This is a genomic window from Pseudomonas sp. FW305-3-2-15-C-LB1 (genome assembly GCF_058787615.1).
On the sequence record NZ_JBYSZX010000010.1, the window covers coordinates 35294 to 62013 of the forward strand.

The 26720-nt window shown below is 62.5% G+C and carries 26 protein-coding genes; 14 read left to right on the forward strand and 12 right to left on the reverse strand.

Going from position 1 to position 26720, the window contains the following annotated elements; translation table 11 throughout:
- Positions 1 to 2: 2 nt before the first annotated feature.
- On the reverse strand, positions 3 to 854 hold the full coding sequence (locus tag AC3WP7_RS19505; RefSeq protein ID WP_102592638.1) for an STAS domain-containing protein: 852 nt from the start codon (positions 852 to 854) through the stop codon (positions 3 to 5).
- A gap of 245 nt (positions 855 to 1099) precedes the next feature.
- Here AC3WP7_RS19505 and AC3WP7_RS19510 point away from each other — a divergent pair, with 245 nt between their 5' ends.
- Complete coding sequence (locus AC3WP7_RS19510; RefSeq protein ID WP_092247636.1) at positions 1100 to 2002, forward strand: LysR family transcriptional regulator; 903 nt, start codon at positions 1100 to 1102, stop codon at positions 2000 to 2002.
- Here the strand turns inward: AC3WP7_RS19510 and AC3WP7_RS19515 are convergent.
- Both AC3WP7_RS19515 and AC3WP7_RS19520 read right to left on the reverse strand, forming a co-directional pair.
- On the reverse strand, positions 1994 to 2752 hold the full coding sequence (locus AC3WP7_RS19515; RefSeq protein WP_092247250.1) for a substrate-binding domain-containing protein: 759 nt from the start codon (positions 2750 to 2752) through the stop codon (positions 1994 to 1996). The two genes, AC3WP7_RS19510 and AC3WP7_RS19515, sit on opposite strands and share 9 nt — an antisense overlap.
- Positions 2749 to 4056, reverse strand: a complete 1308-nt coding sequence (locus tag AC3WP7_RS19520; protein WP_071488951.1) for an MFS transporter — start codon at positions 4054 to 4056, stop codon at positions 2749 to 2751. Before AC3WP7_RS19520 ends, AC3WP7_RS19515 begins: the two co-directional genes overlap by 4 nt.
- 489 nt (positions 4057 to 4545) lie before the next feature.
- Between AC3WP7_RS19520 and AC3WP7_RS19525 the strand changes: the two genes are divergently transcribed.
- From AC3WP7_RS19525 to AC3WP7_RS19560, 8 genes are all read left to right on the forward strand, one after another.
- The gene (locus tag AC3WP7_RS19525; RefSeq protein ID WP_092247252.1) at positions 4546 to 5268 is read left to right on the forward strand and encodes a GntR family transcriptional regulator; all 723 of its coding nucleotides are present in this window, start codon (positions 4546 to 4548) and stop codon (positions 5266 to 5268) included.
- On the forward strand, positions 5265 to 6053 hold the full coding sequence (locus tag AC3WP7_RS19530; RefSeq protein ID WP_071488952.1) for an SDR family oxidoreductase: 789 nt from the start codon (positions 5265 to 5267) through the stop codon (positions 6051 to 6053). Before AC3WP7_RS19525 ends, AC3WP7_RS19530 begins: the two co-directional genes overlap by 4 nt.
- Before the next feature lie 67 nt (positions 6054 to 6120).
- Positions 6121 to 7053 carry a 3,5-dioxohexanoate:acetyl-CoA acetone transferase gene (gene kce, locus AC3WP7_RS19535; protein ID WP_071488953.1) on the forward strand — a complete coding sequence of 311 codons (933 nt, stop codon included), beginning with the start codon at positions 6121 to 6123 and terminating at the stop codon, positions 7051 to 7053.
- Between the two features lie 65 nt (positions 7054 to 7118).
- Positions 7119 to 7997 (forward strand): SMP-30/gluconolactonase/LRE family protein, encoded by an 879-nt coding sequence (locus AC3WP7_RS19540; protein ID WP_102592619.1) that lies wholly within the window; start codon positions 7119 to 7121, stop codon positions 7995 to 7997.
- A 73-nt stretch (positions 7998 to 8070) separates the two neighbouring features.
- Positions 8071 to 9393, forward strand: coding sequence for an MFS transporter (locus AC3WP7_RS19545; protein WP_102592620.1), 1323 nt, complete (start codon positions 8071 to 8073; stop codon positions 9391 to 9393).
- A gap of 55 nt (positions 9394 to 9448) precedes the next feature.
- Positions 9449 to 10765: an MFS transporter gene (locus AC3WP7_RS19550; protein WP_092247639.1), complete on the forward strand. Its 1317-nt coding sequence runs from the start codon at positions 9449 to 9451 to the stop codon at positions 10763 to 10765.
- A gap of 57 nt (positions 10766 to 10822) precedes the next feature.
- A complete protein-coding gene (locus tag AC3WP7_RS19555) occupies positions 10823 to 11746 on the forward strand; it encodes a LysR substrate-binding domain-containing protein (RefSeq protein WP_071488956.1) in 924 nt (307 codons plus the stop codon).
- Between the two features lie 55 nt (positions 11747 to 11801).
- Positions 11802 to 12164 carry a 5-carboxymethyl-2-hydroxymuconate Delta-isomerase gene (locus tag AC3WP7_RS19560; RefSeq protein WP_092247261.1) on the forward strand — a complete coding sequence of 121 codons (363 nt, stop codon included), beginning with the start codon at positions 11802 to 11804 and terminating at the stop codon, positions 12162 to 12164.
- A gap of 3 nt (positions 12165 to 12167) precedes the next feature.
- On the opposite strand, the gene AC3WP7_RS19565 is transcribed toward AC3WP7_RS19560, so the two are convergent.
- The 4 genes from AC3WP7_RS19565 to AC3WP7_RS19580 all read right to left on the reverse strand — a co-directional run bounded on the left by AC3WP7_RS19565 (position 12168) and on the right by AC3WP7_RS19580 (position 17620).
- Positions 12168 to 13103: a LysR family transcriptional regulator gene (locus AC3WP7_RS19565; protein WP_093512064.1), complete on the reverse strand. Its 936-nt coding sequence runs from the start codon at positions 13101 to 13103 to the stop codon at positions 12168 to 12170.
- Positions 13104 to 13240: 137 nt separating this feature from the next.
- Positions 13241 to 14428, reverse strand: a complete 1188-nt coding sequence (locus AC3WP7_RS19570) for a cyanate transporter (RefSeq protein WP_102592621.1) — start codon at positions 14426 to 14428, stop codon at positions 13241 to 13243.
- Between the two features lie 127 nt (positions 14429 to 14555).
- The gene (locus AC3WP7_RS19575) at positions 14556 to 15998 is read right to left on the reverse strand and encodes an aldehyde dehydrogenase family protein (RefSeq protein WP_093512061.1); all 1443 of its coding nucleotides are present in this window, start codon (positions 15996 to 15998) and stop codon (positions 14556 to 14558) included.
- On the reverse strand, positions 15995 to 17620 hold the full coding sequence (locus AC3WP7_RS19580) for a 5-guanidino-2-oxopentanoate decarboxylase (RefSeq protein WP_102592622.1): 1626 nt from the start codon (positions 17618 to 17620) through the stop codon (positions 15995 to 15997). Before AC3WP7_RS19580 ends, AC3WP7_RS19575 begins: the two co-directional genes overlap by 4 nt.
- 111 nt (positions 17621 to 17731) lie before the next feature.
- On the opposite strand from AC3WP7_RS19580, the gene AC3WP7_RS19585 reads away from it, so the two are divergent.
- Positions 17732 to 18604, forward strand: a complete 873-nt coding sequence (locus AC3WP7_RS19585) for a LysR substrate-binding domain-containing protein (protein ID WP_092247273.1) — start codon at positions 17732 to 17734, stop codon at positions 18602 to 18604.
- A 106-nt stretch (positions 18605 to 18710) separates the two neighbouring features.
- Here AC3WP7_RS19585 and AC3WP7_RS19590 read toward each other — a convergent pair whose 3' ends face one another.
- Positions 18711 to 19325 carry an NAD(P)-dependent oxidoreductase gene (locus AC3WP7_RS19590; protein ID WP_102592623.1) on the reverse strand — a complete coding sequence of 205 codons (615 nt, stop codon included), beginning with the start codon at positions 19323 to 19325 and terminating at the stop codon, positions 18711 to 18713.
- Positions 19326 to 19359: 34 nt separating this feature from the next.
- Entirely contained in the window at positions 19360 to 20226 is an 867-nt protein-coding gene (locus tag AC3WP7_RS19595) for an MBL fold metallo-hydrolase (RefSeq protein WP_102592624.1), read from the reverse strand.
- A gap of 104 nt (positions 20227 to 20330) precedes the next feature.
- On the opposite strand from AC3WP7_RS19595, the gene AC3WP7_RS19600 reads away from it, so the two are divergent.
- Entirely contained in the window at positions 20331 to 21236 is a 906-nt protein-coding gene (locus AC3WP7_RS19600) for a LysR family transcriptional regulator (RefSeq protein WP_102592625.1), read from the forward strand.
- A gap of 98 nt (positions 21237 to 21334) precedes the next feature.
- Positions 21335 to 21511 carry a hypothetical protein gene (locus tag AC3WP7_RS19605; RefSeq protein WP_165447907.1) on the forward strand — a complete coding sequence of 59 codons (177 nt, stop codon included), beginning with the start codon at positions 21335 to 21337 and terminating at the stop codon, positions 21509 to 21511.
- Here the strand turns inward: AC3WP7_RS19605 and AC3WP7_RS19610 are convergent.
- Positions 21504 to 22382, reverse strand: a complete 879-nt coding sequence (locus tag AC3WP7_RS19610) for a helix-turn-helix domain-containing protein (RefSeq protein ID WP_093512050.1) — start codon at positions 22380 to 22382, stop codon at positions 21504 to 21506. The genes AC3WP7_RS19605 and AC3WP7_RS19610 overlap by 8 nt on opposite strands.
- 189 nt (positions 22383 to 22571) lie before the next feature.
- Here AC3WP7_RS19610 and pobA point away from each other — a divergent pair, with 189 nt between their 5' ends.
- Entirely contained in the window at positions 22572 to 23756 is a 1185-nt protein-coding gene (gene pobA, locus AC3WP7_RS19615; RefSeq protein ID WP_172963341.1) for a 4-hydroxybenzoate 3-monooxygenase, read from the forward strand.
- Between the two features lie 66 nt (positions 23757 to 23822).
- On the forward strand, positions 23823 to 25340 hold the full coding sequence (locus AC3WP7_RS19620) for an MDR family MFS transporter (RefSeq protein WP_102592627.1): 1518 nt from the start codon (positions 23823 to 23825) through the stop codon (positions 25338 to 25340).
- Positions 25341 to 25355: 15 nt separating this feature from the next.
- On the opposite strand, the gene AC3WP7_RS19625 is transcribed toward AC3WP7_RS19620, so the two are convergent.
- Positions 25356 to 26195, reverse strand: a complete 840-nt coding sequence (locus AC3WP7_RS19625; RefSeq protein ID WP_093512043.1) for a cache domain-containing protein — start codon at positions 26193 to 26195, stop codon at positions 25356 to 25358.
- A gap of 54 nt (positions 26196 to 26249) precedes the next feature.
- Positions 26250 to 26720 (reverse strand): cyanase, encoded by a 471-nt coding sequence (cynS, locus tag AC3WP7_RS19630; RefSeq protein ID WP_071488970.1) that lies wholly within the window; start codon positions 26718 to 26720, stop codon positions 26250 to 26252.

Consider the following 26720-nt stretch of genomic DNA (forward strand, 5'->3'; position numbering starts at 1 on the left):
GCTTAAACGGCCTTGGTGACGGTAACGCCTAAGCGTTTGAGGGAGAGTGCCAGCGCATCGGCCAGGTTGGCCTTGGTGACCACGCCTTGCAGGTCGAGACCCAGGTGCACGATGGTCTGCGCGATTTGCGGGCGTACGCCACTGATGATGCAGTCGGCACCCATCAAGCGGATGGCCGTGACAGTTTTGAGCAGGTGCTGGGCGACCAGGGTGTCGACGGTCGGTACGCCGGTAATGTCGATGATCGCGATTTCCGCGCCGGTGTCGACGATGCGTTGCAGCAGCGATTCCATCACCACCTGGGTGCGTTGCGAATCCAGGGTGCCGATCATCGGCAGGGCCAGGACGCCTTCCCACAACTTGACCACCGGCGTGGACAGCTCCAGCAACTCTTCCTGCTGGCGCTTGATCACCGACTCGCGGGATTTCTGGAAGGTGCGGATGGTGTGCATGCCCAGGGCGTCGAGCAGCTCGGAGACTGTCAGCAGTTGTTCGGCCAATTGTGCCGGTTGGTCGGCATATTCACGCTGCAACAGCGTGAACAGCGGGCCCTTGAGGACAAAAATGAAGCTGGCGGTCTGCTGGGAGTCCTGGCCGGCGAGGGCGCGGCTGTGGGAGAGCTTTTCCAGGAATAGGCGGGTTTGTGCCCAGTTTTCATGATCGATGTGCTGCGAACCGCCATTTTGCAGGGCTTCAGTCAGCAGAACCAGGAACTCGGCGGTCTGTGTTTGCACGTCGTCAGGCTTGATATTGCGCGTGGCCCCCGAGGCTTCGAGACGGGCTTTCCATTGGTCAAGGAGAGAGCTGTGATTAGCTTGCAGGGCCTGGATTGTGTTCGTTTGCAGAGTTGCCACGGTAACCTCCTTGAATGCCATTGATGCGGTGCGCGCAATCTATACTAAATTGAGCTGTTTGGAATTGTTTCAAGCGGATTCGTTCAGGGGTGCCGTCACTTTAAAAGTGCCCTGGGGGACTATAGTTTGGACCTCCTGTTTGGCCAGTGACGCGGGTCATTTAACGGCCTGCCGGTCACCCACATATGGCGACGCTGCGACTCGCGTACGATAATGCCCGCCACTTCGACCACATTGGCCCTCCCGTGATCATCAACTTCGACCTCAACGACCTCCAGGCCTTCCGCGCCGTGGTAGACAAGGGCAGTTTCCGTGGCGCCGCCGAGGCCATCCGCATCTCGCAACCGGCCCTCAGCCGGCGCATCGAAAAGCTCGAAACCGCCCTTGATGTGAAGCTGTTCGAACGCACTACCCGGCGGGTCAGCCTGACCATGGTGGGCCGTACGTTTTTGCCACAAGTCGAACGCATGCTTGACGACCTCGACGTGGCGCTGATGGGCATCAGTAACGTCGCGTCCACGCGCATGGGCAATGTCACTGTCGCCTGCGTGCCGTCCACCGCGTACTACTTCATGCCCCACGTGATCTCCGAATTCCGCAAGCTGTACCCGAAGATCCGCTTGCGGGTGCTGGATACCAGTGCCGGCGAGGTGTGCAGCGCGGTGGAGAGTGGCGAAGCGGATTTCGGCTTGAGTTTCAGCGGCAGCCTGGCCGAGGAAGTGGAATTCGAACTGTTGTTGCAGGAGCGCTACGTGCTGGCCTGTCGCCGCGATCACCCGCTGGCCCAGCGCGACAGCGTGAGCTGGGCCGAGGCCTGCGAACATGATTACATCACCCTGGACAAGACCTCCGGCAACCGCCTCCTGCTTGACCAGGCCTTGCGCGGCATACGGGTGAAAAAGCCGAGTGTCTGCGAAACGCACCATGTGACTACCATGATCGGCCTGGTGGAGGCGGGATTGGGCGTGGCGATGGTGCCATCGATTGCGATGCCGGCCCTGGAGCACCCGATCCTGGTCGGCGTGCCGCTGGTGGAACCGCAGGTGATGCGCAACGTGGGCTTGATAAAACGCCGCGGGCGGACATTGCCGCCAGCGGCGCTGGAGTTGGAGCGGTTATTGCGGGAGATGCCGTTTCGCTCAGCGTGACACCGAGTCCAGGCCGGTGGATTGCACCACCGGTTGCGCCTGGGGTGAGGCCAGGAATTGCAACAACGCCTTGGCCTGCTCCGGGTGTTGCGCGTTGACCGGAATGCCGGCGGCAAAGCGCGTCACCGATTGCACATCTTCCGGGATCTTGCCGACGAAGGTCACACCTGGCACCGGCAACAATTCCGCCACCTGTTGCAGGCCGACTTCGTAGTCACCCTTGGCCACCTGTTCGGCCACCGGCTGGCGTTCGATCATGGTGCCTTTGGCGGGCATGCCGAGCTTCTTGAACAACTCTTTCTCGACGTATACACCGCTGGCGCTGTCCGAATAGGCGACCGACTTGGCTTTGCTCAGGGTGGCTTTCAATTCGGCATCGGTGCCGATGGCCGGTTTGACGGCGCCGGCTTTTACCACCAGGCCGATGCGCGAGTCTGCCAGTTCCACGCGGGAGGCCGGGTCGACCTTGCCTTGCTTGATCAAGTCATCCAGGGCGTAGCCGACCATGATCACCACGTCAGCGGGTTCGCCTCGGGCCAGGCGGTTGGGAATCGCTTCCGGCGCCTTGCCCATCGACGGGCCGAGGATGGTGTCGAGGGTATCGCCGCTTTGCTTGGCATATTGCGGGCCAAGCAGTTTATAGGCGGCAGTGAAGCCACCCGATGTCATTACCTTCAACTGCTCGGCCTGGGCCGACAATGCCAGTGCGCCCAGGGCCAGGGCCGTCAGGGTCTTGAGCAGAGCCTTCATTGTGCGGCCCCCTGCATCACTTGCCCACGGGCGTTGGCACGACGATACAGCGCGAGGGTCGAGCACAGCGCGCATGCTGCGGCGAACATCATCCAGTAGGCCGGCGAGGCCTTGTCTTCGGTGATGTGGATGAACCAGGTGGAGATCGCCGGGGTGAAACCTCCGAAGATCGCGGTGGCCAGGCTATAGGCCAGGGAGAAGCCCGCCACGCGCACTTCCACCGGCATGATTTCGGTGAGGGCCGGGATCATCGCGCCGTTGTACATGCCATAGAGGAAGGAGAACCACAGCAGGGTTTCCAGCATATGGGCGAAGCTTGGCGCGTTCACCACGTAGGACAGCGCTGGGTAAGCCGTGAGAACGGTCAGTACGGTCATCGCGATCAGCACCGGCTTGCGACCGAAACGATCGCTCAAGGTGCCGCCGATCGGCAGCCAGACAAAGTTCGAAACGGCTACCAGCAAGGTCACCAGCAGCGCATCGGACGTGCTCAATTGCAGCACGGTCTTGCCGAAAGTCGGCGCATACACGGTGATCAGGTAGAACGCGGTAGTGGTCATGGCCACCATCAGCATGCCGCCGATGACCACGGTCCAGTTTTTCACCAGGGTCGCCATCACTTCGCGCATGGTCGGGCGATGCTTGCGGTTGGCGAACTCTTCGGTTTCCTGCAGGTTGCGGCGCAGGATGAAAATGAACGGGATGATCACGCAGCCGAGGGCGAACGGGATGCGCCAGCCCCAATCGGCCACCACGGCCGGCTCCATCCACACGTTCAGGCCATAACCCAGTGCGGCGGCGACCACGATGGAGATCTGCTGGCTGCCGGATTGCCAGCTGGTGTAGAAGCCTTTGCGGCCTGGCGTGGCCATTTCGGACAGGTACACCGACACACCGCCCAGTTCCGCACCGGCCGAGAAGCCTTGCAGTAAGCGACCGAGCAGCACCAGCAGCGGTGCCCACAAACCGATGGTGTGATAACCGGGCACCAGCACGATCAGCAGGGTGCCGCTGGCCATGATCGACAAGGTCACGATCAGCCCTTTGCGGCGACCGACGTCATCGATATAGGCACCCAGGATGACCGCGCCCAACGGACGCATCAGAAACCCTGCGCCGAATACGGCGAAGGTCATCATTAATGACGCAAACTCATTAGCGGCGGGGAAGAAGGCGGCAGCGATGTAGGTGGCGTAGAAACCGAACAGAAAAAAGTCGAACTGTTCGAGGAAGTTGCCCGAAGTAACGCGAAATACCGCCCCCACTTTCGAACGGGTAGAGTCGGGCCGGGTAGGGCTAGTCATGGTTTTATGTCTCCAGCGTTCTTTTTGAATGTGCTTGTTTCGCTTAAGACCTGGAATAGTGGCTGACACATTTAGAAATGTTAAGTGACAATTTTGGATAGATTGATGTTCGTTGGCTATCAATCGGTAATGCAGTCGGAAATGCGTTCGCTGTCTATGCTGAAGATGTGACCAATTCTTACGGATGGGAGGTGGCAATGACGGATCAACAGAAACGGCGCGACGAGCCGGAACGTGAGCAGCCCCAGCGGCGGTAGGAAGAAAAACCGCAGACCTGGAAACATCCCGATGATGGCACCGAGCTTTCAGAGCGGGATCAGGAGCGTCCGCTAAAACCCTGATATCAGGTTAAATGCGCTGCAAATGTGGGAGTGGGCAATCCCACTCCCACAGTTGTATGTGCAACTCCCAAAATCAGGAAACTATTTGACATATTTGATTTGTGATCACATATTGAGGCCATAAGAACGACAACACAGGTTTTGCCTCATGACAGATGGTCCGCTCCTCCTGCCCACCCTGCGCCAGGTGTCCCGCGATACCTTGCAAGATCAGGTCTACCGCCAGATCCGCGAAGCGCTGATGAGTGGCCGTTTCCAGCCTGGCCAGAAACTCACCATCCGCGGCCTTGCCGAAGCCCTCGGTTCCAGCCCGATGCCGGTGCGCGAAGCCCTGCAACGCCTCAGCGCCGAAAACGCCTTTGAAGTCACCGAGACCTCTCGTCTGCGCGTGCGCTTGATGACGGTCGAACGCCTGCGTGAAATTCGTGATGCACGGGTCGCCCTCGAAGGGCTGCTGGCGGAAAAAGCCGTGCTGCGCCTGCAAAAGGCCGACCTCGACGAAATCACCGACCTCTGCCAGCAAATGCAGCACGCCGCCGACGAAGTCGACGTGTCGCGCTACCTGTGGACCAACTTTGCGTTTCACCGGCGGATCTACGCCGTGGCCCAGGCCGAGTTGACCATGGCCGCCGTGGAAAACTTCTGGCTGCACATGGGCCCGTGCTTTGCGCTGGTCGCCCCGGATAAAGCTCACCTGCAACGCTCGATGGAGGCGCACACGCGCATCGTCGAAGCCCTGGCGGCCCGCGATGGCGCCGGTGCACGCGCAGCGGTGACCGATGACATCATGCAGGCCGCCGATTCCCTGGCGCGCCTGCTCGTCAAGAACGACCGTTCGCGGCCGTCTGCTTCAGGAGGTAAACGTGCATGAGTGTCTTACAGCGGCTGCAGCCCTATCCTGGGTTACGTGTGTTGATTTCCGGCGGGGCTGCCGGCATTGGTGAAGTGCTGGCGGCGGCGTATCTGGAAGCCGGTGCCCAGGTGCATGTGTGTGACGTCAGCGAGCCGGCCCTGGCCGCGTTTCGCGACAAGTACCCGGGCACCGTCGCCACCCGCGCCGACGTCAGCGATGCCGTGCAGATCGAGGCGGTATTCAAGGTGCAGCGCGAGCACTTCGGCGGTCTCGATGTGCTGGTCAACAACGCCGGGATCGCCGGGCCTACCGGCGGCATCGATGCGATCAGCGACGCCGAGTGGCAGGCCACCATCAACATCAATCTCACCGCGCAATACCGCTTTGCCCACCATGCGGTGCCGATGCTCAAGGCGTCGTCCCACGGCCACCTGCTGCATATCGCCTCGGTGGCGGGGCGCCTGGGCTACGCGTGGCGCACGCCGTACGCGGCGACCAAATGGGCGATTGTCGGCCTGATGAAATCCCTGGCCTCGGAGCTGGGCGAGAGCGATATCCGCGTCAACGCCTTGCTGCCCGGCATTGTCGAAGGCCCACGCATGGACGGCGTGATTCGTGCCCGTGCCGAGCAGGTCGGCGTGCCCGAAGCCGAGATGCGCCAGGAATACCTCAACAAAATTTCCCTCAAACGCATGGTCACCGCCGAAGACGTGGCTGCCATGGCGTTGTTCCTCTGTTCGCCCGCCGCACGCAACGTGACCGGCCAGGCGATCAGCGTCGACGGTAACGTCGAGTACCTGTAAGCCACGCAAGAACACAGCGCGCTGCACCCAGGATTTTTTTCATAAGAATAAAAGTCGGAGAGTCGTCATGCCCAAAAATCGTCCTGTCATCATCACCTGCGCCGTTACCGGTGCGATTCATACGCCGTCGATGTCGCCGCATTTGCCGATCACTGCGCAGGAAATCGCCGATGCCGCCATCGGTGCCGCCGAAGCCGGCGCCGCGATTGTCCACCTGCATGCCCGCGATCCCAACGATGGTCGCCCAAGCCAGGACCCGGCGCTGTTCGCCGAATTCCTGCCGCAGATCAAGGCCGCCAGCGACGTGGTAATCAACATCACCACCGGCGGCGCGCCGACCATGGGCGTGGAAGAGCGCCTGCAACCGGTGATGCAGTTCAAGCCGGAACTGGCCTCGCTGAACATGGGCTCGATGAACTTCGGCCTGTATGAAATGCTCAACCGCTTCACCGACTTCAAGCACGACTGGGAGCGGCCGTACCTGGAAGAAAGTGACGACCGGATCTTCCGCAACACCTTCCGTGACATCACCCATATCCTCAATTCCTGTGCCGAGAACCGCACGCGGTTCGAGATCGAGTGCTACGACATCGGCCACCTGTACACCGCCGCGCATTTCCTGGAACGCGGCCTGCTCAAGCCGCCGTTGTTTATCCAGTCAGTGTTCGGCTTGCGTGGTGGCATCGGCGGGCACCCCGAAGACCTGGCGCACATGCGGCGTACTGCCGACCGCCTGTTTGGCGACGACTATGTGTGGTCGATCCTCGGCGCCGGGCGTGGGCAGATTCCGCTGGCGACCATGGGCCTGTCCATGGGCAGCAATGCGCGTGTCGGTCTGGAGGATTCGCTGTGGGACGGCCCGGGCAAATTGGCCGCGTCCAACGCCGACCAGGTGCGACGTATTCGTACGGTGATCGAGGCGCTCGGCCATCGCGTCGCCACGCCGGATGAAGCGCGGGAAATCCTCGGGCTCAAGGGGCGCGATCAGGTCAATTTCTAACCCGACCAACTGCCGCGTCACGGCGCGGCCTGCATCCCGCACAACAACAATAAGGGGATCACACCATGCGTATCGAAGTGCTTGTCGACGTCAAGACCACCCTGGGCGAAGGCCCGGTGTGGGACGTCGAACAACAACGCTTGTATTGGATCGACAGCGCCGACGGCCGCGTCCTGCGCTGCACCGACGACGGCCGCGAACTGCGTGCCTGGGAGGTCGGCCAGAAAATCGGCTCCATGGCCCTGCGCCATAACGGTGAGTCGGCGATTGTCGCCCTGCAAAACGGCGTACACACCCTCGACCTCAACAGCGGTGAGCTCAACCTGGTCATCGACCCGGAACCGCACCTGCCGGATAACCGCCTCAACGACGGCAAGGTCGACCGCCAGGGCCGCTTCATCTTCGGCTCCATGGACACCTTGGAGGACAACGCCAGCGCCAGGCTTTACCGCCTGGACGCCGACCTGAGTCTGCTCACCCTGGACGAAGGCATCATCGTGTCCAACGGCCCGTGCTGGAGCCCGTCCGGTGACACCTTCTATTTCTGCGACACCTGGTCCGGCGAGATCTGGGCCTACGACTATGACCTGGCCACCGGCAATGTGAGCAACCGCCGCACCTTCGCCAGGGTCGACACCTCGGGCGGCGGCGCTGCCGACGGCTGCACGGTGGATGCCGAGGGCTGCCTGTGGCAAGCCTTGGTCTACGCCGGGAAACTGGTGCGCTACACCCCCGACGGTCACGTCGACCGCATCATCCAGATGCCGGTGAAAAAGGTCACCAGCCTGACCTTTGGCGGGCCGAACCTGGACACCCTGTTTGTGACTTCCATGGCCAAGCCGCCGCTGCCGCGTTTTCCGGCGGACGGCCAGCAGCGCGGAGCGTTGTTCGCCATTACCGGGTTGGGCGTGCAAGGAATAGCCGAGCGACGGTTCGCCAGCTAGCGCGTGTGTGTGACAAGGCATATTCCTTCGCAACCTTGTGTCAGTGCGCGCCCTCGCGCGCCTGGAGAGGCCCATGGCAACTATCAAAAAAGCGTCGCTGCGCAGCATTCACCGGCATTCCTGGGTGTCGCTGCTGGTCTGTTGGATGATCTGGATTCTCAACGCCTACGACCGTGAGATCGTGTTGCGCCTGGGGCCGACCATCTCCAAGCACTTCGATTTATCCGCCGACCAATGGGGCACCGTGGCCACGGTGGTCATGCTGGCCCTGGCGTTGCTGGATATACCCGGCTCCATGTGGAGCGACCGCTACGGCGGCGGCTGGAAACGTGCACGTTTCCAGGTGCCGCTGGTGCTGGGCTACACGGCGATCTCGTTTCTGTCCGGCTTCAAGGCCCTGAGCGGCAACCTCGCCACTTTCATTGCCCTGCGCGTCGGGGTCAACCTCGGCGCCGGCTGGGGTGAGCCGGTGGGGGTGAGCAACACCGCCGAATGGTGGCCGGTGGAGCGGCGCGGCTTCGCCCTGGGTGCGCACCATACGGGCTATCCGATTGGTGCGATGCTCAGCGGTATCGTCGCCAGTTTCGTCATCACCGTGTTTGGCGAGGACAACTGGCGCTACGTGTTCTTCTTCGCCTTCGTGGTGGCGTTGCCGCTGATGATTTTCTGGGCGCGTTATTCCACCGCCGAACGCATCACCGCGTTGTACGTCGACATCGCCGCCAAGGGCATGACGCCACCGGACAACGCGCCGGCCAGTTCGGTGAAGGGCGAGGCCTGGCGCACTTTCGTCGCCACCTTGCGCAACCGCAATATCGCCCTCACGGCGGGCAATACGATGCTCACCCAGGTGGTGTACATGGGCGTCAACATCGTGTTGCCGGCCTACCTCTACAACATCGTCGGACTGTCACTGGCCGAGTCGGCGGGGATGAGCGTGGTGTTCACCCTCACCGGCATCCTCGGGCAACTGGTGTGGCCGTCGCTGTCGGACATCATCGGCCGACGCACCACCCTGATCATCTGCGGGGTGTGGATGGCGGCGAGTGTCGGCGCGTTCTACTTCGCCAACACCCTGACCCTGATCATCGTCGTGCAACTGCTGTTCGGCCTGGTGGCCAACGCGGTGTGGCCGATCTACTACGCGGTGGCCTGCGACTCGGCCGAGCCGTCGGCGACGTCCACCGCCAACGGCATCATCACCACCGCGATGTTTATCGGCGGCGGCCTGGCGCCGGTGCTGATGGGCAGCCTGATCGCCATGGGCGGCGGCTGGACCACGCTGCACGGCTACACCGTGTGTTTCTTCGTGATGGCCGGCTGTGCCCTCGGCGGCGCGCTGCTGCAACTGTTTTCCCATCGCCCCCAGGCGTTGGCGCTGCAACTCGACTCCTAGAACAACACCGATGCGCCCCCCAGCCCGCCTGGCGGGGCGCCAAGAGGAACTGCCGATGACTACCGCCACCGCCGCCCGCACACCGCAGGCGTTGAACAAACTGATGTTCGTCAAGCTGATGCCCTTGCTGATCATCGCCTACATCCTGAGCTTCCTGGACCGCACCAACATCGCCCTGGCCAAGCATCACCTGGACGTCGACCTGGGCATTTCAGCCGCCGCCTATGGCTTGGGCGCGGGGTTGTTTTTCCTGACGTATGCGCTGTCGGAAATCCCCAGCAACCTGATAATGCACAAGGTCGGCGCGCGATTCTGGATCGCGCGGATCATGGTGACCTGGGGCCTGATCTCGGCGGCCATGGCCTTTGTGCAGGGCGAAACCTCGTTCTACGTGTTGCGCCTGTTGCTGGGCATCGCCGAAGCGGGGCTGTTTCCTGGGGTCATGCTGTACCTGACCTACTGGTTCAACCGTGAGCAACGGGCGCGGGCCACCGGGTATTTCCTGCTCGGCGTGTGCTTTGCCAACATCATCGGTGGCCCGGTGGGTGCGGCCCTGATGCGCATGGACGGCCTGCTCGGCTGGCACGGCTGGCAGTGGATGTTCCTGCTCGAAGGCTTGCCAGCCGTGGCGTTTGCCTGGGTGGTCTGGCGCAAACTGCCGGATCGTCCGAGCAAGGCGCCGTGGCTGTCGGCCGAGGAAGCGCGCGGTATCGAGCAGCGCATTGCCCGGGAAGTCGAGGAGGGCGCGGGCGAGGACGGTCACTCGTTGAAAAACTGGCTGACCCCGCAGATCCTGCTGGCGATTTTCGTGTACTTCTGTCACCAGATCACCCTCTACACCGTGATCTTTTTCCTGCCGAGCATCATCAGCAAGTATGGCGAACTGAGCACCATGAACGTCGGCCTGCTGACTTCATTACCGTGGATCGCGGCGGCACTCGGGGCATTGTTTATTCCGCGTTTTGCCACCACACCCGGGCGCTGCCGTCGCTTGCTGGTCACCGGCCTGCTGACCATGGCGTTGGGCCTGGGCATTGCCTCGGTGTCGGGGCCGGTGTTCAGCCTGCTGGGTTTTTGCCTGTCGGCGGTGATGTTCTTTGTGGTGCAGTCGATCATCTTCCTGTACCCGGCTTCGCGCCTCAAGGGCGTTGCGCTGGCCGGCGGGCTGGGATTTGTCAACGCCTGCGGGCTGTTGGGCGGCTTTGTCGGGCCGTCGGTGATGGGCGCGATCGAGATGAGCACCGGCAATGCAATGAACGGCTTGAAAGTCATTGCGCTGGTGCTGGTGGTGGCGGCCGTGGCGGCCCTGCGCTTGCGCATGGGGCACGAACCTGAGCGTGGTGCGCAGGCCAGCGAAGCGTCCTACACGTAGACGCCGGCTACGGGGCTTTCTAAACTGCGGCTTGTCTTGGGAAAAGGGCAGGCGCCGATGAATCGCAATGAACTACGCAAAGCCGACATCAACCTGATGGTGGTGTTCGAAGCGTTGATGCTGGAGCGCAACGTGACGCGGGTGGCGGAGAAGCTGTTTCTCGGCCAGCCGACCATCAGCTCGGCCCTCAACCGCTTGCGTACCTTGTTCAACGACCCGCTGTTCATCCGCGTCGGCCACCGCATGGAGCCCACCGCGCGGGCCGAGGAGATCATTCAGCACCTGTCGCCGGCCCTGGATTCGTTGTCATCGGCCTTGAGCCTGACCCACGATTTCGACCCCTCGATCAGCACCATGACCTTTCGCATCGGCCTCTCCGATGACGTGGAGTTCGGCCTGTTGCCGCCCTTGCTGCGCGCCTTGCGCCAGGAAGCGCCGCAAGTGGTATTCGTGGTGCAGCATGTGGACTACTGGCGCATTCCCGACCTGCTGGCCTCCGGCGATATCACCGTCGGCATCACCCAGACCCGTGGCCTGCCGGCGAATGCCAAGCGTAAGCTGCTGCGCCATATCCGTCCGCGTATCCTGCGCGCCGATGCGTCTGAAACGCCGCTGACCCTTGATGAATATTGCTCACGGCCCCACGTGCTGGTTTCCCATACCGCCAACGTGTCGGGGTTTGCCGATGAGTGGCTGGCGGAGATCGGCCGCAAACGCCATGTGGTGCTGTCGGTGCCGCAATACAGCGCGCTGCCGGCCTTGCTCGCCGGCACTGACCTGATCGCCAGCCTGCCGGACTACACCGCCGAGGCCATGGCAGTGTCGGGCCACCTGTTCTGTGAGCCGTTCCCGTTCGAAACGCCAACCCTGGATTTGTCGATGGTCTGGCTCAGCCACGTGGACACCGACCCGGCTGAGCGCTGGGTACGTTCCCGGCTCGAAGCGTTTATGAGCGACAGAGGGCTGGCCAGCAAAGCCTGATGCTTTTATCCGTGGTATATCTAGGAATCTTCCTACCAATGACTCGGAGCCATCCATGCCACACCTGCACCTGGAATACACCGCCAACCTGACGGGCCTTGCTGTCGAGAAGACCCTGTTGCGGCTCAACAACGTGCTGATGGCGTCCGGGCAGTTCAGTTCCGAGTTGGACATCAAAAGTCGTGTGGTCAAGGTCGAGACGTTCCAGGTGGGCACCTCCCTCGAAGCACGCGGGTTTATCGCGGTGAAGCTGTCGCTGCTCAGCGGGCGCCCACCCCAGGTCAAGAAACAGCTGTCGGACAGCCTGCTGGCAGCCCTGCAGGACATGGGCGATTGGCCGGAGGGTATCCAGGTTCAACTCAGCGTCCAACTGGTCGACATGGATCGCGACTGCTACAGCAAAGTCGCCATCGGCTGAGGTTTACAACAAACCCTGATCCGCGCACACCTTCACCACCTGCTCACGAAACCAGGTATTGGCACTGTCCTGTTCGCTGGTTTCGTTCCACTGCATCTCCAGGGTGAATCCCGGCAACCCGTTGGGCACTTCGCAGTGGCCGAACGTCGTGGCGGGCGCCAGCAACTTTTGTACGCGACGCGGCAGGGTGACGATGAAGTCGGTGCCGGTGATCATCTTCAACGCTGCGCTGTAGCTGTTGGCGCGGGCGATCACCTGGCGCTTGTGGGCCTGGCGCGCCAGCCAGCCGTCGATCATGTTGGTGTCGGAGGTCCACGGCGTGGGGAACACGTGGCGCCGTTCGACGAAGGACTGCAGGCTGAACGCCGGTTCCCGTGGCGCCGAGCGTTTATCGAACACGCACACCAGGTCGTCTTCGAGCAGCATCTGGGTACGCAAGTCCTTGTGGGCGCGGTGGAAGTTGGGGCCGAAACAGATCACCAGGTCGAGGCGGCCTTCGCGCAGGTCGTCCGCGGGGATGTCGGTTTCCAGCTTTTGCACGTTGACGATCACCGGCAGGTCGGCACGGTCGAAGTGCTTCAACAGGCGCGGCAGGATCAACTGTTCGAAGTATTCCGGCGCGCACACGTTGAAGGTCACGGCCTTCTGGGTCGGGTCGAAGGCCTGGCCACCGGCGTGGCACAGGTTGATGCATTCGAGGATCTTCTGCACATGCCCGTACATGGTGGTGGCCTTGTACGTTGGGCGCATGCCCGCCCGGGTGTTGATGAACAACTCGTCTTCAAAGCTGGTGCGCAGCTTCTTCAGGCTGTAGCTCACGGTGGACTGGCTGACAAACAGCGTTTCGGACACCTCGGTAACACTGCTCTGGTCGTAGACGGCGATAAACACCATCAAGTCCTGCATATCGAGCTTTCTGAGCAAGTTACTGTTTAGCATCGGTTTCGTCCGTAAACCCTTTGTACCGAACTCAGTACAAGACAGCACAAAAGCTTAACGGAACGAACGTGCCATTAGAAAGCTCTGTAGGGCGTTTCTATGTTTGGCTTGAGACAAATACTGTTTGCAATACGACGTCAGCGGATATGTCGTGCGTAATGCCTGGGGTTGAAGCGCGTCACGATCAGCAGCATTACCCCAATCACCGCTGTCAGCGACCACCAGGCCCATTCGAAGCTGCCCAGTTGATCGCGGATCATCCCGGCGATCAGCGGCGACAGCCCGGCGATCAGGTAGCCGATACCCTGCACAAAGGCGGTGAGACCACCGGCGCGGCGCGGGTTGTCCAAATGGTCAAGGGACAGGATCAGGCTCATCGGGAACAGACCGCCAATGCCCAGGCCCAGCAGGCACGGCCACAACAGGCTCAGGTGGTGCGGGCTGAGAATCAGGCCGCAGAAACCGAGGATGATCAGCACCAGCAGCACCGCCACCACACCGCGTTTATCCTGGAGGCGGTTAGCGATGGCGGGAGTGACCAGGCCGGACACCACTTCCATGGCCGTCAAGAAGCCCAGCAGCAGGCCGGCATTCTGCTCGCTCCAGCCTTGCTCCACGTAGTACGGCGCGAGCCACGCCAGTACGCAGGTGTAGGACGCGGTACCCAGGCCGAAAAACACCGCCAGCAACCAGGCCCGGCCATTGCCGAAAAATGACGCCTGTTGAGCTGTGCCGGCTTGCGGCAACGGTGGCAGTACCGAGCGTTGCGCGTACCAGAACACCAACGCCAGCACTGCCAACACCGCCCAGATTGACAGGCCGATGCGCCAACTGCCGGTCTGCACTTGCACGAACGGCGAGAACGACGCCGCCAGTGCTGCGCCGCCCATGATCGCGGTGACGTAAACACCCATGAACAGCGCAACATTGTCACTGAACCGCGACTTGATCAGCGCCGGCATCAACGCCTGGATCATCGCGATCCCCACCCCGGCCGCGATGGCGCTGACGATCAACTCCAGCGCCGAATCGAGGAACAACCGCGACAGCGTAGCCACGCCGATCACCAGCAGGGACACCACGATGCTGCGGTGCTCGCCAAAGCGTTTGGCCAGGCCCATGCCGAAGAACATCGCCAAGCCCATGGCCATCATCGGCAACATGGTCAGCAACGCGGCGCTGCTGAAACTCAGCGACACATCACCGCGAATCGATGACAACAACGGGCCGACCGCCGCCATCGACGGACGCAGGTTGAGGGCGACCAGCACGACGCTGGTCATCAGCCAGAGGGCGGTGGTGGGTTTTGCGTGAACGGTTTCCATGGGAGGCCCTTGAGTGATCAAGGGCGAATCAGGCCACGGGTGGGAGCAGGGGGCAAATGAGAAAGTCGCTAGGTCTATCTAAAAATTGCGCTGGTCAAAATGTGAGAGGGGTCAGGCCCCTCCCACATTAGATAGACCGGATCACATGCTTGATCTCCTGGAAAGCCGCCAGCCCCCACGGTCCCAGCTCGCGGCCGATGCTGCTCTGCTTGTAACCGCCCCACGCGGTCTGCGGGAAGATCACTTGCGGCGCGTTGATCCACACCAGCCCGGCCTGCAAGGCATTCGCCACACGCTCGGCGGTTTCGGCATGGCCGCTGACCACACTCGCCACCAGGCCGAAGTCGCTGTCGTTGGCCAGGGCGATCGCTTCTGCCTCGCAGGTAAAACGCCGGACACAGAGCACCGGACCAAAGATCTCTGCGTTCCACAACGCACTGTCCAGCGGCACGTCGGTGAACACTGTGGGGCGAATGAAAAAGCCCTTGGGCAAGTCCGCCGGGCGTTCACCGCCGCACAGCAAGCGGGCGCCGTCCGCGATTGCGCGCTGGATATGTCCCAGCACCCGCTGATACTGGGTACGGTTGATCAGCGCACCCATTTCCACGTCATCGGCAAACGGGTCCGCCACGCGAATCGCTTCGGCCCGCGCCTGCACACGCACCAGGAATTCATCGGCAAGCGTGTCAGCCACCAACACGCGACTGGTGGCTGAACACATCTGCCCGGCGTTGAAAAAACCGCCACCACAGGCCAGTTCCACCGCCAGGTCCAGGTCGGCATCCGCCATTACCAGCAGCGAAGACTTGCCGCCCAGTTCCAGGCTCACGCCCTTGATGGTTTCGGCCGCGCGCTGCATCACCTGCACGCCAACGGCGTTACTGCCGGTAAAGGAAATCTTCGCTACTCGACGGTCCGCCGCCAACGGCGCGCCGACATCCAGGCCTGTGCCGCACACCAGGTTGAACACGCCAGCGGGCAAGCCTGCCTCGGCGATGATCCGCGCCAACTGCAACTCGGCCAACGGCGTGACTTCCGAGGGCTTGAGCACCACGCAGCAACCGGCGGCCAGGGCCGGGGCGAGTTTCCAGGCGGTGGTCACCATCGGGAAATTCCACGGCACGATCAGCCCCACCACGCCGCAGGGCTCGCGGCGCATACGTGCGCTGAAGTCATCGCCGGGCAACGCCACCGGCTGGTCCTGAGCGGCGTCCATTTCTTCGGCAACGCTGGCGTAGTACTCGAACGTGGCGATCACATCGTCCACATCAATTGCGGCTTCAAACAGTGGCTTGCCGTTGTTGCTCGATTGCAGGTGCATCAGCTGTTCGCGCTGCTCGCTCACGCCCTGGGCGATCTTGCGCAGCAGGGCGGCGCGATCACGGCCGGTGCTGTTCGACCATTCGCTGAAGGCCGCGCTGGCGGCGTCGACCGCCTGGGTCACCGCCGTCGCATCGCCGACGCTGACCCGGGCCAATACCGCCTCGGTGGCCGGGTTGATCACCTCGAGTACGGCTTGGCCGGCTTGCCACGCGCCGTCGATGTAGATCCCGTTCGACACCGCGCTCATACCGCCACCTCCTTCATCCACAGGCCTTGGTCGATTTCGATCAGCGTCGGCCCTTGGCGATCAGCGGCGCTGCGCAGTGCCGTCCGCAGATGCGCGATGCCCTGGATGCTTTCAGCGGCACAGCCCAACGCCTTGGCTACGCCGATAAAGTCCGGCGTATAGATGTCCACACCCACCGGCTCGATGGCGCGGTTGACCATGTATTTCTTGATCTCTTCATAGCCCTGGTTATTCCACAGCAGCACGATGATCGGCGTGCGCGCCTCCACGGCGCTGGCCAGTTCCGGCAGGCTGAATTGCAGGCCGCCGTCACCGATCAGGCACACCACCGGTTGCCCGTCGCCACGCCCCAGCCACGCCCCGATAGCGGCGGGCAGGGCGTAGCCCAGGGTGCCGTAGCCGGTGGACGAGTTGAACCAGCGGCGCGGGTGGTCGAGGTTCAGGGTCAGGTTGCCGCTGTACACCGGTTGGGTCGAGTCGCCGACCAGCACAGCGTTGGGCAACTCCTCCAGGACGGTGTCGAGGAACCGGGTTTGTGCGCGGGTGGCGGCGTCCCAGCCGGGGTTCAGTTCGGCCCACAAGCGTGCCACACGCGCAGCGCCCCACGCGCGATTGCGGGGCGGCAAGGGTTTGCTGTTCAACTCGACCAGCAGCGCTTCGGCGGCGATTTGTGCATCGGCCACCAAGGCAACCTGCGGCGGATAGTTGCGCACGGTCTGGTCCGGGTCGATGTCGATGCGCAGCAACGCACCGGGAATCCCGAAGCCGCCGGCGAAGGTGACGTCGTAGTCGGTTTCCGCCAGCTCGGTGCCGATGGCCAACACCACGTCCGCTTCGGCGACCAAGGCGCGGGTGGCGACAAGGGTCTGGGTCGAGCCGATCAACAGCGGATGGTTGGCAGGCAGCATGCCCTTGGCATTGATCGTCAGGGCCACCGGCGCGCCGAGGGCTTCGGCCAGTTGCGTGAGTTCTGCGGATGCATCGATGGCGCCGCCACCGGCCAGGATCAAGGGCTGCCTGGCCGCTGCGAGCAACTGGCTCATCTGCTTGATCGCCGATGGCGCGGCACCGGCGCGCGCCACGCTGACCGGTTCACTGCCCAGCAGTGCGTCGGCGTTTTCTACCAGTACATCCAACGGGATTTCGATATGCACCGGGCGTGGTCGTCCGGCCTGGAACAACGCAAAGGCACGCGCCAACACGCCGGGCAACTCGGCCGCCGACATCAGCGTATGGGAGAACGCCGCCACGCCGGCGATCATCGCGCCCTGGTTCGGCAGCTCATGCAACTTCCCGCGCCCGCCGCCCAATTGGCTGCGCGACTGTACGCTGGAGATCACCAGCATCGGGATCGAGTCAGCGTAGGCCTGGCCCATGGCGGTGGTGATATTGGTCATGCCGGGGCCGGTGATGATGAAGCACACGCCGGGCTTGCCGCTGGTGCGCGCATAACCGTCGGCCATGAAGCCGGCGCCCTGTTCGTGGCGCGGGGTGACGTGGCGGATGCTGGAACGGGCCAGGCCGCGATACAACTCCACGGTATGCACGCCGGGGATGCCAAACACCTGGTCCACGCCATAGCCTTCCAGGAGGTTGACCAATACTTCGCCGCAGGTCGCCATAAACGTCGCTCTTGTTGTTGAGATAAGGCGTTATTGGACCGGCTGGCCGGTAGCGGCAACAATCGATAAAAAGTCATACTAGCCATGTCCTCACGTCATGGCTGCGCCCCGATGAAACGCCTCCCGCCGCTGTCCGCGTTGCACACCTTCTGGGTCACGGCCCAATGCTGCAACTTCACCCGCGCCGCCGAGCAACTGCACATCACCCAGGGTGCCGTGAGCCGGCAGGTTGCCGGGCTGGAAAGCCACCTGGGCTACGCGCTGTTCCAACGCCAGGCGCGGGGCTTGAGCCTGACCGAGGAGGGGCGTGAGTGGTCGTTGCGCGCCCAGCAGGTCTTCGGTCTGATCGGCGAGGCGGTGGAGCAGATCGGCAGTCGCCGCCAGGTCCTGCAACTCAAGGCCTCCACCTGTGTGATGCGCTGGTTGTTGCCACGCCTGATGCAGTGGCAGAAGGAGCGTCCGGATGTGCCGGTAGCGCTCACTACCACCGTGGCCTACACCGTGGACTTTCGCCGCGAGCAATTCGATGCGGCGGTGATCTATGCGCCCATCGCCGAGCAGTCGGCCGAGGCGCGGCATCTGTTCGATGAACAACTCACCCCGGTCTGCACGCCCGCGCTGCTCGGTGTGCTGCACAGCCCGGCAGACTTGCAGCAACAGGTGCTGCTGCACCCCACGCGGGATGAACGGGACTGGGCGTTGTGGCTGAAAGCGGCGAAGACGCGACTGAGTAACCTGAGCCAGGGGCATCATTTTGAGACGCTGGATTTGGCGATGACGGTGGCGTCGCAAGGCTCCGGTGTGGCGATAGGCGACCGCGCGTTGATTGGCGACGATTTGAAGGCCGGGCGGTTGGCGACGCCGTTTGAGCTGCGGGTGCCGACGGGGATGGGCTATTACCTGGTGTATCCACCGGGCACCGAGCCTTCGGCGGGGCTTGAAGCGTTGATGGATTGGTTGGTCACCCAAGCCAAAATCTCCTGACATTCATCTATCAAATGTGGGAGGGGGCTTGCCCCCGATTGCAGTGTGCCAGTCAATACAGGTGTGACTGATCGACCGGTATCGGGGGCAAGCCCCCTCCCACATGTTAGTAGCCGACAGTGAAACGCTGGCGCGGGTGCTTGGGTGTTTCGACTTCGTCGATCAAGGCGATGGCGTAGTCGGCAAAGCTGATCCAGCTGCGACCTTCACTGCTCACCAGCAGATCGTCCTGGCCCACGCGGAATTGACCGGTGCGCTCGGTCTCGACGAACTCCGCCGAAGGCGACAGGAACGTCCAGTCCAGTTCCTTTTCCTGACGCAGCGTGTCGAGAAACGCGGTACCTGCACTGGCTTCGGCTTTGTACTCAGCCGGGAAACCTGCGCTGTCGATCACCCGACCGCCACCCGGCAACAACAGCGAACCGGCACCGCCCACCACCAGCAGGCGTTTCACCCCGGCTTTCTTTACCGGCCCGATCACGGCGCTGGCCGGTAGGGTGGCGAAGTGCGCGGCGCTGATTACCACGTCACTGCCGCTGATGGCCTGTTGCAGGGCCTCTGCGTCCAGGGCATCAACCTGCTTGACGGCGACGCCAGGGCGCGCCGCCAGCGTGTCGGTGTTACGTGCAATGGCCACAACGCTATGCCCGCGACGCAGGGCTTCTTCCAGCAGTTGGCTACCGGCACGGCCGGTGGCCCCAATGATTGCGATCTTGCTCATGACGTTCTCCAGTACGGTTAAGGTTTGAAACGGTTCACCACTTCATTTCGCCCTTGGCGACTTTGGCGCTGAGTTCCAGCGAGCTTTCGTCGGCGAGGGTCGGGTAACGCTGTTTCATGGCCGCGATCAGGGCCGCGGAATCCTTGGCCTTGGCGGTTTCGGCGTCGAAGGCCTTGATGTAGTCGGCGGTAAATTTCACGGATTGAACAGATGGCGTACCCAGGTAATGGCCCGGGATCACGGTGCGCGGTTGCAGGTCTTCAATGCGTTGCAGGGTGGCCAGCCAGTCTTTGTGGGACTGCGCGCTCTGGGTGTCGGCCATCCACACATGAATGTTTTCGGCGACGACCACGCCACCGACCACGGCCTTGATCGAAGGGATCCACACAAAACTGCGATCCGGCTGTGGGCCGTCCAGGCCGATTACCTCCAGTTGCTGGCCTTCCAGGCTCAAGCTGTGGCCTTCGAGGACCTGCGGCACGATAGTTTTGGCCGGCTTGTCCGCACCCATTTTCGGGCCCCAGAACTCAAGCTTGCCGGCGACGGTGGCCTTGATGTGATCGACCACCGGTTGCGGCGCCAGTACCTTGGCGTCGGGGAAGGCGGTGGTGAGGGTGTCGAGGCCGAAGTAGTAGTCCGGGTCGCCGTGGCTGATGTAGATGGTGGTCAGGTGTTTGCCGCTGGCGTGGATCTTCTGCACCAGTTGTTCGGCCTGGCCTTTGCCGAACTGGGCGTCGATCAGGACCGCATCCTTGGCGCCGCTGACTAGCACCGAGGTGACCGGGAAGATCGCGGCGTCGCCAGGGTTGTACACGTCCAGCTTCAGCTCGGCGGCGGCCGCGTGGGCGGCGAAGGCCAAGGCGGCGGTGGCCAGGGTCAGGCGCTTGAGGGGGGAGAACATCGGGCAGCTCCAGCATCGGTAAAGGATGCACAGAGCTTAGTTGCACAAAACCAGACTAAAAATGCGATGCTGGGACATAGTTTGTTTCTGAAATCGGGCAAATCATGGACCGTCTCCAAGCAATGCGCGTGTTTGTCACCGTGGTGGACCTGGGCAGCCAGTCCGCCGCCGCCGATCATCTGGACCTGTCGCGCCCGGTGGTGTCGCGCTACCTGGCCGAGCTGGAAGACTGGGTCGGCGCACGCCTGCTGCACCGCACCACGCGCAAGCTCAGCCTTACGGCGGCCGGCGGCGAAACCTTGCCGCGCTGCCGACAATTGCTGGAACTGTGCTGCGATATGCAAGCTGCCGTCAGCGAGCCGGATGACGCGCCCCGTGGCCTGCTGCGCCTGAGCGTCAGCACCTCGTTCGGCCAGGCGCAATTGGCCGCAGCCATCGCCGAGTACGTCAAGCGTTACCCGTTTGTAACCGTCGATCTGCAAATGCTCGACCGCACGGTGAACCTGGTGGATGAGCGCATCGACCTGGCCATCCGCACCAGTAACGACCTGGACCCCAATCTCATTGCGCGCCGCCTGACCCTGTGTCGCTCGGTGGTGTGCGCCTCGCCGGCGTATCTGCTGGAGCATCCAGCCCCGCAGAAAGTCGAAGACCTGGCCGGGCACAACTGCCTCACCCATTCCTATTTCGGCAAGAGCCTGTGGCATTTCGAAGAGCGGGGCGAGCACGTCTCGGTGCCCATCACCGGCAACATCACGTCCAACGAGGCCAGCACCTTGTTGCGCGTGACGCTGGCCGGGGCCGGCGTGTCGATGCTGCCTACTTACCAGGCCGGCGATTACATCCGCCGTGGCGAACTGGTGCGCCTGCTGCCCGACGCCGAGCCCCGGCAGATGAACATCTACGCGGTGTACGCCTCGCGCAAGCACATGCCATCGGCGCTGCGCAGCCTGTTGGATTTTCTGGTGCTGAGGTTCCCGGAGGAGCCTGCGTGGGACGTCGGTCTGTAGGGCGACATAAACCTGTTGAATGTCGCCCGATAATGGCAACTCGCCCTGGTTGACCTATGCTTTAAACAGCACCGTTTAGATCCGCAGAGGTCTGTGCCATGAGCATTAAAACCAGAAAGTACCTGATGATTGTCACCCTGTGCGCCATCGCCAGCGCGCTTTACGGGACCGCTGCCTACCGTGTTGAACTGACCCGCATGCAGCCGACTTTTGCGATCAGCTGCCATCAGGACCAATGCGTGCCGCATACCGGCAGTTTCAGTGCGCTCAGGTAATCGGCTGTTGAGCCTTGAGTTGCTCGCGAAACGCCTTGGGTGAGAACCCGACCCGTCGGCGGAACAGCCGCGAGAAGTTGGTCGGGTCGGAAAAACCCAGCACTTCCGACATTTCATTGATGGTCATGCTGGTGTAGGTCAGCAGGCGCTTGGCTTCCAGCAATTGGCGGTCGTGCATGATCTGCAGCGCAGGCTGCCCACCCAGTTCCCGGCATGTGCCGTTGAGGTGTGACACCGAGATGCCCAGCTTGTGGGCCAGATCCTCGATCTTCGGGTGTTCACGGTAATGCTGCTCGACCAGTTGGGTGAAGCGGCGGAAGTATTCACGCCCCCTCGGCGCCCGTGGGTGGCGCTTCTGGATGGCCTGGCGGCTGATCCACACCAGCAGCACGCTGACCAGCGCGTGCATCATCATGTCCCTGGCCGGTTGTGCGTCGGCGTATTCATCCTGCAAGCGGGCGAACTGGCTGTTCAGGTAATCACTGTCCTTGCCCGCCGGGTAACTGCCCAGGGACTGCAAACCGTCCACCGTCGCCCCCAGTTGTGTCTGCAGGTGGCTGACCAGCGGCGCCGCGAGGGTTACCACGTAGCCTTCGACATCCTCGGGAAACCGAAAACCGTGCACACACAGCGGCGGCAGGACTTGCAGCGTCGCTTCGTTCAGCGTGGTGCGCTGCCCTTCGATTTCCAATTGTGCCTGACCTTTGTGCACATACAGCAACTGGCACAGATCCGCGTGCCGGTGGGGCTGGATTTCCCACTGGTATTCCCGACTGCGCCGGGAAATGGTTTCGCAGTGCAACAAATCGGGGGTTGGCCATTGCTGGTTTTCCCCGTAAAGCTTGAAGACCGGAATCGCGGTTTTGATCATGGTTTCAATCCGATACTCAGGAGAGTGGTGCGGTAATCGCCCCGATTGGCAAAAAGCGCAGGCTTTGGCTCAGTTTTCACCTTCTTATGCCGGCCACTCAAGTGAAAAATGTCAGCAACAAGACCAATGACAACTCTTTCACTCAATCCGTTCGAGTGGAACTTGCGGACCATAAAAATAATGAAAACGCTGAAAACCCAAGTCGCCATTATTGGCGCCGGTCCCTCCGGACTGTTGCTCGGCCAACTGCTGCACAACGCCGGTATCCAGACTCTGATCCTGGAGCGCCAGAGCGCCGATTACGTACAAGGCCGCATCCGTGCCGGGGTGCTGGAACAAGGCATGGTCGACCTGCTGCGGCAGGCGGGCGTCAGCCAGCGCATGGACAACGAAGGCCTGGTGCATGAGGGCTTCGAGCTGGCGCTCAATGGCCAGCTGACCCACATCGACCTGAAGGCGCTGACCGGCGGCCAGACGGTCATGATCTACGGCCAGACCGAAGTCACCCGCGACCTGATGGCCGCCCGTGCTGCCGCGGGCGCCATCACCCTGTATGAAGCCCATGACGTGCAACCGCACGACCTCAAAAGTGATCGACCCTGGCTGACTTTCGAACATCAGGGCGAAGCCTTTCGCCTGGAGTGCGACTATATCGCCGGTTGCGATGGTTACCACGGTGTTGCGCGCCAATCGATCCCGGCTCAATCACTGAACGTCTTCGAACGGGTCTACCCTTTCGGCTGGCTCGGTATCCTCGCCGATACGCCGCCGGTTCACCCTGAACTGGTGTACGCCAAACATCCGCGTGGCTTCGCCTTGTGCAGCATGCGATCGCCGACGCGCAGCCGTTATTACCTGCAAGTGCCGGTGCAAGAGCCGCTTGATGAATGGTCCGATGCGCGCTTCTGGGACGAACTGAAAACCCGTCTGCCCAGCCACCTCGCAGCCGACCTGGTGAGCGGTCCGTCGATCGAGAAGAGCATCGCGCCGCTGCGCAGCTTTGTGGTGGAGCCGATGCAGTACGGGCGTCTGTTCCTGCTCGGCGATGCCGCGCATATCGTGCCGCCCACCGGGGCCAAGGGCTTGAACCTGGCGGCCAGTGACGTGAGCACCCTCTATCGGATTCTGCTGAAGGTCTACGGTGAAGGACGGGTGGATTTGCTGGAGCGCTATTCCGCCATCTGCCTGCGGCGGGTGTGGAAGGCCGAGCGGTTTTCCTGGTGGATGACCTCGATGCTGCATCAGTTTCCCGAGGCGGATGGCTTCAGCCAGCGCATCGCCGAGAGTGAACTCGATTACTTCATCCACTCCGAGGCCGGGCGCAAGACCATCGCCGAAAATTACGTCGGGCTTCCTTACGAAGCTATCGAATAGCCTGCTATCGTATCGAGCATTCCCGCGGGCCGCCTTTTCCCGCGGGCCCTGCTCGAAGGTCTTGCCGTGACGCACCTCAATCAGCCCGTTCCGCCGCTGCCCGCCGTGCGCAGCATCCTCGCCTCACTGATGATGGCGATCTTCCTGGGGGCCTTGGACCAGACGATTGTCGCCGTGTCCATGCCCGCGATCTCCGCCCGATTCCATGACGTCAACCTGCTGGCCTGGGTCATCTCCGGCTACATGGTGGCGATGACCGTGGCGGTGCCGATCTACGGCAAGCTGGGCGACCTGTACGGGCGGCGGCCGATGATGCTGATCGGCATGGGCCTGTTTACGCTGGCCTCGCTGTTCTGCGGCATGGCGCAAAGCATGGAGCAACTGGTGCTGGCGCGGATCCTCCAGGGCATCGGCGCGGGCGGCATGATCTCGGTGAGCCAGGCGATCATCGGTGACATCATCCCGCCCCGCGAACGCGGGCGCTACCAGGGCTATTTCAGCAGCATGTACGCGGTGGCCAGCGTGGCCGGGCCGGTGCTCGGCGGCTACATGACCGAGTACCTGTCGTGGCGCTGGGTATTCCTGATCAACCTGCCATTGGGCGCCGGCGCCTGGTACGTGGCCTATCGCACGCTGGTGGGGCTGCCGGTGCCGCAGCGCAAGCCGATCATCGATTACCTCGGCACGTTGCTGATGATCATCGGCCTGACCGCGTTGTTGCTGGGCATTACCGAAATCGGTCAGGGCCATCATTGGCGCGACGATCAGGTGCTCGGCTTGCTGGCGTGTGCGCTAGTGGCGTTAACGGTGTTTGTCTGGCATGAACGGCGCGCCCGGGAGCCGTTGTTGCCGATGCATCTGTTCGCCAACCGCAGCGCGGTGTTGTGCTGGTGCACGATTTTCTTCACCAGCTTCCAGGCGATTTCCCTGACGGTGCTGATGCCGCTGCGCTATCAGACGGTGACAGGCTCAGGCGCTGACAGCGCGGCCCTGCACCTGCTGCCCCTGGCGATGGGCTTGCCGATGGGCGCCTATTTTGCCGGGCGCATGACCTCGGTGACCGGCCGCTATAAACCGATGATCCTCAGTGGCGCCTTGCTGAGCCCCTTTGCGATTCTTGGCATGGCCTTGAGCGCGCCCCAGGCGGTGGGGCTGACGGCGATGTTCATGTTGCTGTGCGGGATTGCGGCCGGCATGCAATTCCCCACTTCGCTGGTGGGCACGCAGAACTCGGTGGAACAACGCGACATCGGCGTCGCCACCAGCACCACCAACCTGTTCCGTTCCCTGGGCGGGGCGGTAGGGGTGGCGTGCATGTCGGCGCTGTTGCTGGCGCTATTGCAGGACTCCAGCTTCGCCCACCTGGCCAGCGGTGCGCTGGTGGCCGAGGGCAGTTCCGGCAACGTGCTGCTCGACGGTCTCAACGCAGCCCCCGGCCCGGCGCAGGACGCCCTGCGCGGGGAACTGGCGGTGACCTTCCGGCATTTGTTGATGGTGAGCGCAGCGGTGTCGCTGCTGGGGCTCGCGGCCGCTGTCGCAATGCCTAACCGGGTACTGCGCGGCCGTGAAGACAAAGCTAAATAGCCGGCAGGACACCATTCACGGGCTGTAGTAACCCACCGCCACCATGAAATGCCCGGCCTTGCGCACATACGCATGCTTGTTCTCGACCTTGTCGGTCACCGGGTTTTTCCAGCGGTACTTGTATTCGCCCTGGTCCTGCTCGGCCATCAGCTTCAGGATCGGCTCGCCCACCGGCCTGCCATCGGGGTCCTTGATCTTGCTGAAGTCGGTGTTGATCAGGCGCAGGTTGGTGCCATGGGCCACATAGCGCTGGGTATCGAGGTCGACCACGAACACGTAGAGGTCATCCTGCAGGAAACCGCCCTGCAAGGAATTGATGGCCTGGAGCGTGCCGGTTTCATCCTTGAGCAGTGCGTTCACCGCCTTGTTGCGCAGGGCGCGGGCCTGTTCCGGAGTGGCCCGGGGCAGGTAGTAACCCACCGCCAGGATGCGTTCGCCCACGCGTTGATAAAACACGTGCTTGTGCTCGACCTTGCCGTCGTTCCAGTTCTGCCAGCGGTAATCGGCCTGTTGGATGCCCTGGCCTTCCGGCACCTTGAGCGCGTCCTTGAATGACTGGCGCAACTCCGGCCCGAGCACCTCGGACACGTCGCGGCCGATCAAGGCGGAAGAGGGCCCGCCACTGGCCAGCAGCACGCCCCGGGTGTCGACCACGAACACATAGCGGTCATGGTCGACAAACTCGCCCTGGCGACTGAAGGCGGCAAACGCCTTGTCGCCATTGCCCTGGTAGTAAGCCAAGGCTTTTTCCAGCAGCGCCTTGGCGGCCTGGGCGTCCTCATCCTGAGCCGTCGCGGCGTGCACCTGGCTGAAACACAACAGCAGCAGCCAGGTGGTTCGAAGCAGTGCCTTCATTACCCGTCCCTCGATCTTGTTGGTGTGACAAGAGCGTAGACGGTCGCGGGCCACTCAGAAGGGTTTGGTCGGCAGGTACTTGCCATCCAGGGTGATCACAGCGCGCGAGCCGCCGTCCGGGTCCTCGACCTTCTTGATGTCCAGCTTGAAATTGATCGCACTGATGATGCCGTCACCGAATTGCTCGTGGACCAGCGCCTTGAGGGTCGAGCCGTAGACCTGGAGCATTTCGTAGAAGCGATACATCGTCGGGTCCGTCGGCACACCGCCGGGGAAGCTGCCGCGCAGGGGCACGCTTTGCAGCAGGCGGCTGGCGTCCTGGTCCAGGCCGAGTTTGTCGCACACTACATCAGCCGCCTCCTTGGGCAACGGGTGCTGGCCGAGCAGGGCGGCGGTGACAAATGCCAGGCTCAGCCCGGTGCCGTCGGTGAGGTCCTGCCAGGACAGGTTCTTGCGCGCCTTGAGTTCGATCACGGTATCGGCCAGGGCCAGGCGTGGGGTTTGGGCGAAGTGGGATTGCAACAT